Raw genomic sequence first — 14285 nt, forward strand, 5'->3', positions numbered from 1 at the left:
GATCGACCCGGGTCGCCAGTGCCCGGATCACCCGCGACCAGTCGCGCACGTCGATGTCGTCGTCGGTGACGATCACGAACTTGGTGTAGGTGAACTGGCGCAGGTCCATACGCGCGGAACATATCCTGCGATGCGGCCTTCGGTCACAGGCCCGGGGCGCCTGAAACTGATCGAAATCAAGAGCACTCCTGCCATGGTCGTGCAGACTTCCAACTCTGCGGCGATTTTGCCAGAGGCGTGCATTTCAATGAGCGAAAGGTCGATTTGTACGGACGCGGTGATCGTGGGTGCCGGGCCCGTAGGATTGTTCCAGGTGTTCGAGCTGGGTCTGCTGGGCCTCGGCGCGCACATCATCGAGTCGATGCCGCAGGTGGGCGGCCAGTGTATCGAGCTGTATCCCGACAAGCCGATTTACGACATCCCGGCGGTGCCGGTATGCAGTGCGCGCGAGCTGATCGAACGGCTTCAGGAGCAGGTTCGGCCGTTCGCCCCCCAATTCCACCTGGGCGAGACGTTGACCACGGTCGATCGTCTGGAAAGCGGCCGCTTCAAGCTGACCACCAGTGCCGGAACCTCGTTCGATACCGGAGCGCTGATCATTGCCGGCGGTCTTGGGGCATTTTCGCCACGCAAGCTCGCACTGCCCGGCGTCGACGCCATGGAAGGTCGCTCGGTCCACTACAAGGTGGTCGATGCCAGCAAATTCGATGGCAGGGACATCGTGATTGCCGGCGGTGGCGATGCCGCACTGGATTGGTCGCTGGCACTGGTCGATCGTGCCAGGAGCATCGTGCTGGTGCATCGTTCGACCAAGTTCCGGGCGGCACCTGCCCACATCAAGCGCATGCAGGAGCTGTGCGATGCCGGGCGCATGCAATTCTTCGAAGGCGACATCGTGGGGCTGGATGCGCCACGAGGCGAATTGAAGTGGGTACGCGTACGGGCACGCAGTGGTGTGGTGCAACGAATCGAGGCGGAGCAATTGCTGGTCTTCTGGGGATTGCATCCGGCACTCGGTCCGATCGCGGAATGGGGCCTGCAGCTCGATCACCAGCAGATCGCGGTCGATACGGCCACGTTCCAGACATCGACGGCCGGCATCTATGCCGTCGGCGACGTGAGTACCTACCCCGGCAAGAAGAAACTGATCCTGTCCGGTTTTCACGAGGCAGCCTTGTGCGCCTTCGCGGTGAAAGAGCACCTCAACCCGGGCGAGAAGGTGAATCTGCAATACACGACCACCAGCCCGATCATGCACAAGCGCCTTGGCATCGCGGCCGGTTCCGATGACAAACCGGTCGAACCCCTGGTGGGCCGGGGTGGTGCGGGCAATACAGGGGTTACGACCCGCAAGCAGTGAGATGCATGCCGGCACGCGGCATGCGTGTGTGAAACGAAGCAACCAGAGCCTCAGGAGATATTCATGAAAAAGAACGATGTTGAATTCGACGCCAGCCGCCGAACTTTGCTGAAGAGCGGCGCCACGATCGCGGTGATCGGTGCCGTAGCCGCAACCGGCCTGCTGAAGACCGCGCCGGCACGGGCGCAGGCCGGCAAGGCCTCCCAGGCGGTGGCGATGTATCAGCCCAAGCCGCACGGCAAGGACCAGTGCGACAACTGCATCCATTTCATCCCCGGGAAAACGCCGAAAGATGCCGGGACCTGCAAGGTCGTCGACGGGAGCATTTCGCCACAGGGCTGGTGCGTCATGTACGCGCGCAAAGCCTGAGGCAGGGCTGCAGTTGCCTCGTCTGAAAGGCTTGTCTGATTGGTTTGCAGTGGCGGGAGGGTGATGTCATGCGAGTTCCGGAAGCAATGGAAGAGCCGTGTTCGCCGGACAGGCGAAGACTGCTCAAGGCCATTGCCGGTGTGGCGGCGGCTGCAGGAGTGGTTGGCGGATCGGGCTGGTTCGTGCTCAGGCGCGAACGCAACCTGTTCGAGGTGCGCCGCGAACAGACGCTGATGCAGACCTCCGTTGCGATCACCTGCCTGGCCGACGATGTCGACAAGGCAGGGGTCGCCATCGATGCCGCGTTCCGGCGCATGGCGGACGCGGTTGCGGTTCTCACCCGGTTCGATCCGGCCAGCCCGGTGGCGCGCCTGAACCGTGATGGCCATCTGGAGAACCTGTCACCGGAGCTGAGAGAGGTCTTGCAGCGTTCGTTGGCGATCTCGGCGATAACGGACGGCGATTTCGACATCAGCGTCCTGCCGGTGCTGGAGTATTTCGAGTCGATGCGCCAGCCCGCCGTGCTCGATACGCGCGATCGCACGCAGATCGGGCAGAGGGACCAACTGATCAACTACCGCCGCATCGCGCTGAACGCGCGCGGCGTGCGGTTCACCCAGGCCGGCATGGCGGTGACGCTGGACGGGCTGGCCAAGGGCTACGTCATCGACCAGGGCATCGTCGCGTTGCGGGCAGCGGGTATCGAGCATGCCCTGGTGGATGCCGGCGGCGACGTGCGGGCGATCTCCGGCAACGATTTCAGGCATCAGTGGCACGTCGGCATCGTCGACCCGGGCAACATCGACCAGATCGCGTCCGTCGTGACCTTGCGCAATGCCGCGCTGGGCACCTCCGGCAACTACCGGATCTTCTATTCCTCCGACAAGAAGCTGTTCCACGTGATCAACCCGCATACCGGTTATTCCCCGCTGAACTACTCCAGCGTCACGGTGATGGCGGAAACGTCGGTGGACGCCGATGCCATGAGCGTCGCCGCCGCCTCGATGCCGCTGCCGCGGTTGCGGGAAGTGATGGCCGCGCAGAACGATCAGTGGCTGGTCTTCTCCAGGGACGCCCGCAACAGCTGGCGTTCCCGCGACCTGCCTCAGGTATCGGGCCAGGCAGAGGTGGCCTGACATGCGCGCACCGCCGTTCAAGCATCCCGGCCGCGATTCGGGCAGCCTTGCCAGCCGGCTGCTGCTGTTGTGCATGGCTTGTCTTCTGCTGCTCGTCTCGATGGATGCCGTTGCCGGCATCGATCAGAAGTTTCCCGAGGTGCGGGGTTATTTCCCCGGCGCGACGCGGTTCGGCGACATCTCCGGCAAGCCACCAGCAGCCACGGTCTATGACGGCGACAAGGTCATCGGTTACGTGTTCGAGTCGGTCATGGTGGCGCCCGTCCCCGCGTATTCCGGTCAGCCGGTCAATATTCTCGTGGCGATCGACCGGGCCGGCAAGATCATCGGTACGAAGGTGCTCGAACAGCACGAGCCGATCCTGCTGGTCGGCATACCGGTGCAGCGGCTGTACGATTTTGTCGAGCGCTATGTCGGTCACAGCGTCAAGGACAAGATCGTCGTAGGCGGCAGCCGTGCTTCCGGTACGGTCAAGATCGATGCGATCAGCAGCGCCACCGTGACCTCGATGGTGGTCAACGAGACGATCATGAATGCGGCGCTGGATGTCGCCGTATCGCGGCATCTGGTCGCCGGGTCGCTGGCCAGCGAGAGCGCCCCCGCGACGATCCGCACCGACGCGTTCAAGCAGGCCGACTGGCGGCAACTGACCGGGAATGGCGCCTTCCGCCGGCTGCATCTGACCCGCGGAACCGTGATCGATGCATTCAAGGGTCAGCCCGAAAGCGGCCTGGTCGACGACCCGACCGCGCCTGCGCCGGGTCACGAAGGCGACACCTTCATCGATCTCTATTACGGCGACATCACCCCGCCGACGGTGGGCAGGAACCTTCTGGGAGACTCTGCCTACAGTTCGATGATGCGCGGCCTCAGCCCCGGCGACGAGGCGATCGCGGTCGTCGCCAACGGCCTCTATTCATTCAAGGGAGTGGGCTACGTCCGCGGTGGGATCTTTGACCGCCTGCATGTGATGCAGAACGGCAAGCTGTTCCTGTTCAAGGACACCGACTTCGTCTCGCTGGACGATCCGGCTCTGCCCGGCATGCCGGCGTTCAACGAGAAGGGCATCTTCATCCTGCACCACGGCAAGGGATTCAATCCCGGCGGCCCATGGACGCTGCAACTGCTGGTCAACCGTCAGGTCGGGCCGCTGAAAAGCATCTACAGCACGTTTACCGGGGGCTACCAGATTCCGGCCGACTACGTCACCCAGCCGAAGGTCAACAGCAGTCCGATTCCCGATGACGCGCCGTTGTGGGTGAAGATCTGGTACGGCAAGCGATTCGAGATCGCCGTGCTGGTGGCCGGGCTGTTCTTCCTGTCGCTGATCCTGGTTTTCCAGGACTGGGTGGTCAAGCGCCCGCTGCTGCTGGAGCGCCTGCGTGTGGGCTTTCTCATCTACACCGTCCTGTTCATCGGCTGGTATGGGCTGGCACAGCTTTCTGTGGTCAACATATTGACCTTCGTCAACGCGGTCATCCACGGATTCCACTGGTCCACGTTCCTGATGGATCCGTTGATCTTCATCCTGTGGACGTTCGTGGCGGTGTCCCTGTTGCTGGTGGGCAGGGGCGTCTATTGCGGCTGGTTGTGTCCGTTCGGCGCGCTGCAGGTACTGATCAACAAGCTGGCGGTGAAGTTCAAGGTGCCCCAGCTGGAGCCGCCGCCGTATGTGCACGAGCGGCTGTGGGCGATCAAGTACATCGTCATGCTGTTTCTGTTCGGCCTGTCGCTGCAGTCGGTCAACCTGTCCGAGCGATTCGCGGAGGTCGAACCGTTCAAGACCGCGATCAACCTGCATTTCATGCGCTCGTGGGGCTACGTGGCCTACGCGGTGCTGTTGCTGGGTGCAGCTGCCTTCACCAACAAGGTCTATTGCCGCTACGTCTGTCCGCTGGGGGCCGGTCTGGCGATCTCCGGACGCTGGCGCCTGTTCGAATGGCTGCGCCGGCGCAAGGAGTGCGGACATCCCTGCCAGATCTGCGCCAACGAATGCGAGGTCAGGGCGATCAGCCCGCTGGGTCCGATCAACTACAACGAGTGTCACTACTGCCTGGACTGCCAGGTGACCTACGAGAACGACCGCAAGTGCCCGCCGCTGGTCGAGCATCGAAAGAGAAAGGAGAAGGCGTCACGCCCGTTGCCCACACGTGTCGTCATGGAAACGGCAGACACGGAGGGACCGGCAGAAATACCCAGGTAGGCCAGCAAGCTGTTCGAGATGCCACTAATTTGAGGAACCATAGCCATGAGCGACAAGACAAACGACCAGAATCCGGAACTCAAAGCCGGCCAGTTCAGAGCGTTGACGGAAGCGGAGATTGCCTCGCTTCCCGGCCAGCCGGGTAACCCCGGCCGCCGGGGTTTCATGAAAATGGGCGCGCTGGCGGGCCTTGCCGGCGTCGGCGGCACGCTGCTGACCGGATGCGGTCGCGGGGCGACGGGCGACCAGCCCGTGGCGGGCAAGGCTCCTGCCGCGGCGGCCACGAGCATGCCGGAGGGTCACCCGACTGAAGTTGCACCCGGTCATCTGGACGAGTACTACGGCTTCTGGAGCGGTGGCCAATCGGGCGAATTGCGCATCCTTGGCCTGCCGTCGATGCGTGAACTGATTCGGGTGCCCATTTTCAACCCCAGCTTTGCGATCGGCTGGGGCATCACCAACGAGAGCAAGCGGGTGCTGGGCAAGGACTTCCCGCCGGGCGGCGACTTGCATCACCCGCACATGAGCCAGACGAACGGACGTTACGACGGCCGCTACCTGTTCGTGAACGACAAGACCGGCACCCGCGTCGCCCGTGTCCGCTGTGACGTGATGCGCGCCGACAAGATCATCGACATCCCCAACGTGGCGGACATCCACGGCATGCGCGTGCAGCGTGAACCGCGCACCGGCTACGTGTTTGCCAACTCGGAATTCAGGGTCCCCAGTCCCAACGACGGCCGCGACCTGGACGACCCGAAGAAGTACCAGACCATGTTCACGGCGATCGACGGCGACACCATGGAGGTTTCGTGGCAGGTCATCGTCGACGGCAATCTGGACAACACCGACTGCGACTACGAGGGCAAGTACGTAGCGTCCACCTGCTACAACAGCGAGGAGGCGGTGGACCTTGCCGGCATGATGCAGAACGAACGCGACTGGGCTGTCGTGTTCAACATCAAGCGCATCGAGGCGGCGGTCAAGGCCGGCAAATTCAAGACCATCGGCAAATCCAAGGTGCCGGTGGTCGATGGTCGCCACGGATCTCCGCTGACCATGTACATCCCGATTCCGAAGAGCCCGCATGGACTCAATGCTTCCCCGGACGGCAAGTATTTTGTCGCCAACGGCAAGCTGTCGCCGACCTGCAGTGTGGTCGCGTGGAGCAAGGTCGACGACTATTTCGACGGCAAGCTGAAGGACCCGCGCGACGCGGTGATCGCCGAGCCGCAGCTCGGACTGGGCCCGTTGCACACCTCGTTCGACGGTCGTGGCTATGCCTACACGACGTTGTTCATCGACAGCCAGATGGCGAAGTGGAACATCCAGGACGCGATCGACGCCTACGCGGGCAAGAAGGTCAACTACCTGCGGCAGAAACTCGACGTCGCCTATCAGCCCGGTCATTGCCATACCTCGTTGGGCGAAACGCGCGACGCGGATGGCAAATGGCTGGTGTCGCTGAACAAGTTCTCGAAGGATCGCTTCCTGCCGGTCGGCCCGCTGCATCCCGACTGCGATCAGCTGATCGACATCTCCGGCGACCAGATGGTGCTGGTGGCGGATACGCCGGTATTCTCGGAGCCGCATGATGCCGTGATCGTTCCGCGCCAGCTCATGGCGGGCAAGATCAAGCGCATCTGGGACCGCAAGGACCCGTTCTTTGCCGAAACCGTCGCCCAGGCCAAGAAGCACGGCGTCGTTCTGGAGAAGGACAGCAAGGTCATCCGCGAGGGGAAGAAAGTCTTTGTCTACATGACCAGTTCGGCGCCGAAGTACGGGCTGGACAGCTTCAAGGTGAAGAAGGGCGATGAAGTGACCGTGGTGGTCACCAACGTCGACGACATCGAGGACCTGACCCACGGATTCTGTCTCAGCAACTATGGCATCAACATGGAGATCAGTCCGCAGGAGACTTCGTCCGTCACCTTCATCGCCGACAAGCCGGGAGTCTATTGGTACTACTGCACGTTCTTCTGCCACGCGCTGCATCTGGAGATGAGAGGCCGGATGCTGGTGGAGGCGTGATGAGTGGCTCGATCCGCCGGAGCCTCCGCTCCGGCGGGTCCGCCTCGTCCTCGGCTAGAGGTGACCATTGAACTTCCGCAGCCTTTGGCTCCTGCTCCTGCTGGCGGCACCTCGTGCCTGCCCGGCGGCGCAAGCGCCATATTCCCTCGAGAAGGCAGTCGCCGCGGCGGCGACCGGGGCCGTGGTGAACGTCCCCGCCGGCGTTCACCACGTGCACCTGCACCTGGACAAGTCGATATCGCTGGTGGGCAGTCCCGGGGCCGTGCTCGATGGTGACGGCTCGGGCGACGTGATACGCGTGTCGGCGTCCCACGTGCGCATCGATCACCTGACGATCCGCCACTCCGGTTCGGACCTGACCGCGATGAATGCCGGTATCTACGTCGACCGGGCGCTGGACGATGTGACGGTCTCGAACAACAGGATCGAGAATGTACTGTTCGGCGTCTATCTGGATGGTGCCAATCATGTCGTGGTGAACGGCAACACCATCGTCGGCATGCCGGAGCTGCGCGTACCGGATCGGGGTGACGGGATTCACCTGTGGAATGACACCGGCTGCACGATTTCCGGGAATGACGTGAGCAAGACCCGGGACGGCATCTACGTCTACATAAGCCCGGACAACACGATCGAAGACAACCGGATTCACGACGTGCGCTACGGCGTCCATTACATGTATTCCAAGCGGAATTTGCTGCGCGGAAACATCAGCCACGGCAACACCGCCGGCTTCGCGCTGATGGCGTCAGATCATCTGCACATCATCGGCAACCAGGCGTATGACGACATGTCGTACGGGCTTCTGCTCAACTACGTCAACTACAGCGAGATTCGCGGCAACGAGGTGCGCAACATCCAGGGACAATTCGATACCGACGGGCAGGTCATCGCCGGTGCCGAGGGCAAGGCGATCTTCGTGTATCTCTCCCAGGGCAACACGATCGCGGACAACCTGCTGGAGCATTCGCGTATCGGCATCCATGTCACCGCGGGCTCCGACCAGAACACCATCTACGGCAATGCCTTCGTCGACAACAAGACCCAGGTCATGTACGTGCAGAACAACGCCGAGGAATGGTCATGGGACCGGCGGGGCAATTACTGGAGCAACTATCTGGGTTGGGATCTCAACGGCGATCGCATCGGCGATGTCCCTTACCGGCCCAACGATGGCGTCGATGTGCTGCTGTGGAAATATCCGAGCGCACGGGTATTGATGTCGAGCCCCTCGATCCTGCTGATGCGTTATGTGCAGCACGCGTTTCCGGTGTTCACTCCGCCCAGTGTGCAGGACAGCCATCCCCTGATGCGAATTCCCGAAAATTCGAGAGCGCGAGCACATGACCAACGCCATTGATATTTCCGCTCTCGGCAAGCAGTACAAGGGTGTCGCAGCCCTGGCCGGCGTCTCGGCGACCGTGCCGATGGGCAAGGTGGTGGGTCTGCTGGGCCACAACGGCGCCGGGAAATCGACGCTGATCAAGCTGATCCTGGGACTCATCGAGCCGACCAGCGGTCACGTCGAGGTATTGGGCGAGTCCCCGTGGGGAAGTCATGCCGTCTCGCTGCGCCGTCGCATCGGGTATCTGCCCGAGAGCGTGGCGTTCTACGGCAACCTCACCGGAAGCGAGGTGATCGACTACCTCGCGCGGCTGAAGCGTGCATCGCGGCAACAGGCCGGCAAACTGCTGGAACGCGTCGGCCTGGAATACGCCAGGGACCGACGCGTCTCCACGTATTCCAAGGGCATGAGGCAACGCCTCGGCCTGGCGCAGGCGCTATTGGCGTCGCCCGAACTGGTGGTGCTGGATGAACCGACCGGGGGCCTCGATCCCCAGGCGACGCGCGAGCTGTATGAGATCGTTGCCGAACTGCGTGCCGAGGGGCACAGCGTGCTGGTGTCGTCGCATGTGCTTGCCGAACTCGAACCGCATATCGACAGTGCCCTGATCCTGCGTCAGGGCGAGTTGCTCGCGGCCGGCAGCGTCGGCGACTTGCGCCGGCAGTCGGGGCTGCCCGATATCGTCGTGGTACGGCTGAAGGAGGCTGCCGACCCGGAATCATTCGCTCGGGAGCTGGCCGAGCACGGGCTGGCACACGACGTGCGGCGCGACGGCCAGTTCGAGATCCGGATCGCCGAAGGGGGCAAGCTGGCCCTGCTGCAACGGCTTGCCGCGGATCCGGCGATCGACGACATCGTGATCAAGGAGGCATCGTTGGCACGCCTGTATGACTACCTTGGCGCCGGCACGGGACGGCAAGAGGAGGGAAAGGCATGAGCAGCATCCTGATCATTGCCAGGAAGGAGTTTCGCGACGATTTCCGCAATCGCTGGACGATCGCCATGGCCGTGCTGTTCGCCGTGCTGGCGCTGAGCATTTCCTACTTCGGCGGCGCCGCGGCCGGCAAGATAGGCTTTACCTCGTTCGACGCGACCTTGGCCAGCCTGACCACGCTGGCGGCTTTCGTGATTCCGTTGATCGGCCTGCTGATCGCCTACGACATGGTGGTTGGCGAACAGGACAACGGCACCCTGTTGCTGGTGCTCAGCTACCCGATATCGAGAGTCGAACTGGTCGCCGGCAAGTTCGTCGGTCATTGCAGCGCGCTGGCCACGGCCACCCTGGTGGGCTTCGGCGTGGCGGTGGTGATCATTCAGATCATGCAGCCCGAGGCGCGAACCACCGCAGCCTGGCTCAACATGGGCAATTTCGTGCTGAGCGCCTCGATGCTCGGCGCAAGCTTCGTCGCATTGGCCAGCGTGATCAGCGTGATGACCCACGACAAGGCGCGTGCGGCAGGCCTGGCCCTGGTGACCTGGTTGGGCACGGTGATCATTTTCGACCTCTGCCTGCTGGCGGTCCTGGTCTTCAGCGGCGGCAACCAGTGGGAGCAGTCTCTCTTCCCGCATTTGCTCTACCTGAACCCGATCGACGTCTTCCGGCTGATCAACCTGACCACGCTCGGGTCGGGCAGCGGGAACGAGCTGTTCATGGGCATGACGGCGACCCATGTCTATCGCCCCTGGGTGCTCTACCTGGTCATGTCGCTGTGGATCGTCATTCCGTTTGCGCTGGCGCAGTTTCTGTTTCGTCGGAAGGAAGTATGAAAATCCACACATCACGCCGGCGGGGCCCGCACGCGGTGACCCGTGTCCTCGGACCGTTGCTGGTAGCACTGGCCATTCTCTTGCTGGCCGCTTGCGAAAGCGACCGGCCACCGCCGCCTCAGCTCGCGGTGGACATCCATGAGGGCGATGTCTGCGCGGTGTGCGGCATGTATATCGAGGCGGGACCCGGGCCGCGCGGGGAGGCTTATGTTCAGGGCTACAAGGCCCCCCTGAAATTCGGCTCGACCCGCGATTTGTTCGCCTATGCCTTGCAACCCGAAAACAGGACCCGGCTGCAGCACCTGCTGGTGCAGGACAGCGCCCGGATCAATTGGCAGCATCCCTCCAACGAAGCCCGTACGTTTGTCGATGCGCGGACCGCCTCCTACGTGGCCTGGCAGCCACTGAGTGGCCTGATGGGACCGACGTTTGCATCGTTTGCCTCCAGGAAGGACGCCGAGGCATTCGTTCGCACGCACGGCGGCGAAATATTGAGCTTTTCCGATGTGACTCCCGAGCTGACCTCGATGCTTGGCTTCGGCTGCCCAACCCGGGGTTCCCCCGCATTTGCCCTGGCCAGGGCCTGCCTTGCGCCGGAGCATTCCGCCGATTCGCCGCAGCTGGCGCAGGACGAACGTCCCGATCCGCTGCACGCTCCGGCCGTCATGCACGAGATCGACCCGGGGCTGCGAAGGAATCGCCCCGCTCCGCTTGATGGGCGGAAGCACTGATGTCGGGAACATGCCCGTTGCGCGGGAGCTGGAAACCGATGTCGTGGCGGCAGCATTCGCCGGCTTGCCGGGGCCGCCGGCATCGCGTGCCGACTGGCCTGGAAGACAGCCTGTTCACGAATTCTTCCATTCTGAAATTGCATCAGGAATACCTATGAGCATTTGGCATCTGATCATCCTTGTCGTCGTGGTGGTATTGGTTTTTGGTACAGGAAAATTGAGCAGTATCGGTCCGGATCTGGGCGCCGCCATCCGGGGCTTCAAGAAGAACCTGAATGGCGAGGACGATCGGGATCCAAAGGCGGAAGGCCAGTGGACGGCAGAGGTCCTGTCATCCGAAAGCGACGTTCGACAAGACGCTCGCGAGCGCGCCAGCAAGCCCTAGGGGTCTCGGATGATTGATTTCGATATCGGCAAGCTGTTCCTGCTTGCGTTGATTGCACTGGTCGTTCTTGGCCCCGAGAAGCTGCCCGTCGCTGCGCGCACGGCGGGCGCGATCATGCGTCGAATGCGCGGCGGCTGGAACAGTGTTCGTGCCGAGGTGGAGCGCGAACTGCAGGTCGCCGAGATAAGACAGGCAGCGCGCCATGCCTCGGAGCATGTGGCCTCGGCGCAAGCGGAACTCGACGCAAGCCTTGGTCCGCTCCGCAAACCACTCGATAGCCGGGCACTGAATACGCTGATGCAGTCGACGCCGCCTCGTGACAGCGCATCACCGGACTCATCCCGTCAGGTTCCGCCGGGGCTGACTTCCGCGGCCGGGTCCTCCAGCGAGTCGCCTGGTCAGGGCCAGGCCACCGAGGATCTCGCGCATGACCTCGGTTGAATCAGGCAGTACCGCCGAGGCGTTGCAATCGGGTCTGTTTTCCCATCTTCTCGAACTGCGCTCGCGGTTGCTCAAGGCGACCGCGTTCGTGCTCCTGGTGTTGCTGGGGCTGGTGCCGTTTGCGAACAGGCTCTATGCGCTCCTGGCGGCGCCGCTGGTCTCCCGCTTGCCGACCGGCGCCCATTTGATAGCGACCGAGGTGACCAGCCCCTTTTTGACCCCGTTGAAACTCGCCCTGTTCACCGCACTTTTTGTCAGCATGCCGATGATCCTGTACCAGCTGTGGGCCTTCGTGAGGCCCGGCCTGTACGCGAGTGAAAAGCGACTGGCCCGGCCATTGCTGGCAGCCTCGCTGGTGCTGTTCTACCTGGGATGCGCGTTTGCGTTCTTCCTGGTCTTGCCGGCGGCTTTCAGGTTTCTCGCGGCGGTAACTCCGCAGGGTGTGGAGATGATGACCGACATCACCCACTACCTCGACTTTGTGATGTTGGTGTTCTTCGCCTTCGGTCTTTGTTTCGAAGTGCCCGTGGCGGTAGTGATCCTGGCTGCGGTGGGTGTGGTCGATCTTGCCGGGTTGCACGGCAGTCGCCGCTACGTGATCGTCGGCGCGTTTGCCATTGCCGCGGTGATCACGCCACCGGACATCACCTCGATGATCATGCTGGCGGTGCCCATGTATCTGCTGTACGAGTTGGGCGTGCTGACGGTGAGGTGGCTGATCGTCCCGCGCGTCCCGGCAGCCGAACATTGAGATCCTGTCTTCACGGGACGATTCAGTCCGACGCACTCTTCAGCGCGAAGCTCCCGCGGATCGGCGACGGATGGAAGGGCGCCGACCGGGGGATGGCCCGGTCGGGATCGGAGCCGCGCGACGGCCACCGGCAGCATCCGTGGACCGACACCGGTCGCAGGTCGCTCGCCGGCCATCGTTTCCCGGGAACGCTCTGCCGGCGGCTCACGGCCGGCTAGCGTGATCGTTCCAGCTCTTCCCACAAGGCATTCATCCGACGCTCCACGGCGGGATCGGACACGATCGGCTTGCTCCACGTGCGACTGGTTTCGGACGGCCATTTGTTGGTGGCGTCGATGCCGAGCTTCGAGCCGAGACTCGGCGCCGGACTGGAAAAATCCAGGTAGTCGATCGGGGTGTTCTCGACCAGCATCGAGTCGCGCGCCGGATCGACCCGGGTCGCCAGCGCCCAGATCACCTGCGACCAGTCGCGCGCGTCGATGTCGTCGTCGGTGACGATCACGAACTTGGTGTAGGTGAACTGGCGCAGGTACGACCAGATGCCCATCATCATCCGTCGCGCATGGCCGGGGTACTGCTTGCGGATGCTGACCACCGCGATGCGGTACGAGCAGGCTTCCGGCGGGAGGTAGAAGTCCACGATCTCCGGGAACACCTTCTGCAGGATCGGCACGAAGATCTCGTTCAACGCCAGCGCCAGCACCGAGGGTTCGTCGTGCGGGGCGCGGCCCATGTAGCTGCCGTGATAGATCGCGTCCTGGCGCAGGCGCATGCGCTCGATCGTCAGCACCGGGAAATGGTCCTGCGCGTTGTAGTAGCCGGTGTGGTCGCCGAACGGCCCTTCCAGCGCGGTATCGCCGGGATGGATGAAACCTTCGAGCAGGATCTCCGCGCCGGCCGGTGCATCCAGGCCCGTCAGCCGGCTTGGCCATACGCGCGTGCGCTGGCCGCGCAACAAGCCGGCGAATTCGTACTCGGACAAGGTGTCGGGTACCGGCGCCACCGCCGCCAGCATGGTGGCCGGATCGGCGCCCAGCGCCACCAGCACGGGAAACGGCCGGTCCGGGTGCGCGACCTTCCAGTCGGCGTAGTCCAGCGCGCCGCCACGATGCGGCAGCCAGCGCATGATCACCCGGTTCGGTCCGATCACCTGCTGGCGGTAGATCGCCACGTTCTGCCGCGGCTGCCGGGTGCCGCGGGTGACCACCAGGCCCATCGTGATCAGGCGTCCGGCGTCGCCCGGCCAGCAGTGCTGGATCGGCAGGCGCGCGAGGTCGATCTCGCCGCCCTGCAAGGTTTCATGCTCGAACGCCGCCTCGCGTACCCGCTGCGGCGCCACGTGCGCCAGCTGCGCCAGTTCCGGCCAGGTGGCGAGCGCCTGGCGCAGGCTGGAGGGCCAGCGTGGTTCCTTGATCGCGGCGAGCAATTGGCCCAGTTCGCGCAGGCTCGCCAGCGGTCGCCCGGCCAGCGCCAGCTCGATCCGCCGGCGGTGGCCGAACAGGTTGCCCAGCATCGCGTGGTTCGAGCCGACGGCCTGTTCCATCAGCAGCGCCGGGCCGCCCTCGCGCAGCGCACGCAGGCACAGCGCGGTCGACTCCAGCCGGGGGTCGACCGCGCTGGCGACATGGACCAGCTGCCCGCTCTGCTCAAGCCGGCTCAGGAAGGAACGTAAATCGTGGAAGCTCATGCGCGAATGCCCGATCGGGGCATGCAGCCTCGCCGGTTCCCGCCCGATGCGCACTGACCCAGGTCAAGCCGGTCTCGCC

13 protein-coding genes and 1 pseudogene are annotated in these 14285 nt (G+C 63.5%); 12 read left to right on the forward strand and 2 right to left on the reverse strand.

Annotated features, from left to right (window positions below):
- Window positions 1–7 precede the first annotated feature (7 nt).
- A pseudogene (locus ACFPPA_RS19075) lies at window positions 8–109 on the reverse strand (hypothetical protein); the annotation flags it as partial.
- A gap of 138 nt (window positions 110–247) precedes the next feature.
- Here ACFPPA_RS19075 and ACFPPA_RS14515 point away from each other — a divergent pair.
- The 12 genes from ACFPPA_RS14515 to tatC all read left to right on the forward strand — a co-directional run bounded on the left by ACFPPA_RS14515 (window position 248) and on the right by tatC (window position 12519).
- Complete coding sequence (locus ACFPPA_RS14515; protein WP_377321140.1) at window positions 248–1360, forward strand: NAD(P)/FAD-dependent oxidoreductase; 1113 nt, start codon at window positions 248–250, stop codon at window positions 1358–1360.
- A 63-nt stretch (window positions 1361–1423) separates the two neighbouring features.
- Window positions 1424–1729: a high-potential iron-sulfur protein gene (locus ACFPPA_RS14520; protein WP_377321142.1), complete on the forward strand. Its 306-nt coding sequence runs from the start codon at window positions 1424–1426 to the stop codon at window positions 1727–1729.
- Window positions 1730–1797: 68 nt separating this feature from the next.
- Window positions 1798–2865 (forward strand): FAD:protein FMN transferase, encoded by a 1068-nt coding sequence (locus ACFPPA_RS14525; protein WP_377321144.1) that lies wholly within the window; start codon window positions 1798–1800, stop codon window positions 2863–2865.
- 1 nt (window position 2866) lies between these two features.
- Window positions 2867–5068, forward strand: coding sequence for a 4Fe-4S binding protein (locus ACFPPA_RS14530; RefSeq protein ID WP_377321146.1), 2202 nt, complete (start codon window positions 2867–2869; stop codon window positions 5066–5068).
- A 45-nt stretch (window positions 5069–5113) separates the two neighbouring features.
- Entirely contained in the window at window positions 5114–7099 is a 1986-nt protein-coding gene (nosZ, locus tag ACFPPA_RS14535; RefSeq protein ID WP_377321148.1) for a TAT-dependent nitrous-oxide reductase, read from the forward strand.
- Window positions 7100–7166: 67 nt separating this feature from the next.
- Window positions 7167–8459, forward strand: coding sequence for a nitrous oxide reductase family maturation protein NosD (locus tag ACFPPA_RS14540; protein ID WP_377321150.1), 1293 nt, complete (start codon window positions 7167–7169; stop codon window positions 8457–8459).
- Window positions 8443–9381, forward strand: a complete 939-nt coding sequence (locus tag ACFPPA_RS14545) for an ABC transporter ATP-binding protein (RefSeq protein ID WP_377321152.1) — start codon at window positions 8443–8445, stop codon at window positions 9379–9381. The genes ACFPPA_RS14540 and ACFPPA_RS14545 overlap by 17 nt, the downstream gene beginning before the upstream one ends.
- Complete coding sequence (locus ACFPPA_RS14550; RefSeq protein WP_377321154.1) at window positions 9378–10211, forward strand: ABC transporter permease; 834 nt, start codon at window positions 9378–9380, stop codon at window positions 10209–10211. The genes ACFPPA_RS14545 and ACFPPA_RS14550 overlap by 4 nt, the downstream gene beginning before the upstream one ends.
- Window positions 10208–10942: a nitrous oxide reductase accessory protein NosL gene (locus ACFPPA_RS14555; protein ID WP_377321156.1), complete on the forward strand. Its 735-nt coding sequence runs from the start codon at window positions 10208–10210 to the stop codon at window positions 10940–10942. Before ACFPPA_RS14550 ends, ACFPPA_RS14555 begins: the two co-directional genes overlap by 4 nt.
- Window positions 10943–10952: 10 nt before the next feature.
- Window positions 10953–11327, forward strand: coding sequence for a twin-arginine translocase TatA/TatE family subunit (gene tatA / locus ACFPPA_RS14560; protein WP_377321158.1), 375 nt, complete (start codon window positions 10953–10955; stop codon window positions 11325–11327).
- A gap of 9 nt (window positions 11328–11336) precedes the next feature.
- The gene (gene tatB / locus ACFPPA_RS14565) at window positions 11337–11768 is read left to right on the forward strand and encodes a Sec-independent protein translocase protein TatB (RefSeq protein ID WP_377321160.1); all 432 of its coding nucleotides are present in this window, start codon (window positions 11337–11339) and stop codon (window positions 11766–11768) included.
- A complete protein-coding gene (gene tatC / locus ACFPPA_RS14570; protein ID WP_377321162.1) occupies window positions 11755–12519 on the forward strand; it encodes a twin-arginine translocase subunit TatC in 765 nt (254 codons plus the stop codon). The genes tatB and tatC overlap by 14 nt, the downstream gene beginning before the upstream one ends.
- 214 nt (window positions 12520–12733) lie before the next feature.
- Here the strand turns inward: tatC and ACFPPA_RS14575 are convergent, their stop codons facing one another.
- Window positions 12734–14206: a UbiD family decarboxylase gene (locus ACFPPA_RS14575; protein ID WP_377321164.1), complete on the reverse strand. Its 1473-nt coding sequence runs from the start codon at window positions 14204–14206 to the stop codon at window positions 12734–12736.
- Window positions 14207–14285 lie beyond the last annotated feature (79 nt).

It is taken from the genome of Rhodanobacter ginsengisoli, from assembly GCF_042657065.1.
Classification (GTDB): Bacteria; Pseudomonadota; Gammaproteobacteria; order Xanthomonadales; family Rhodanobacteraceae; genus Rhodanobacter; species Rhodanobacter ginsengisoli.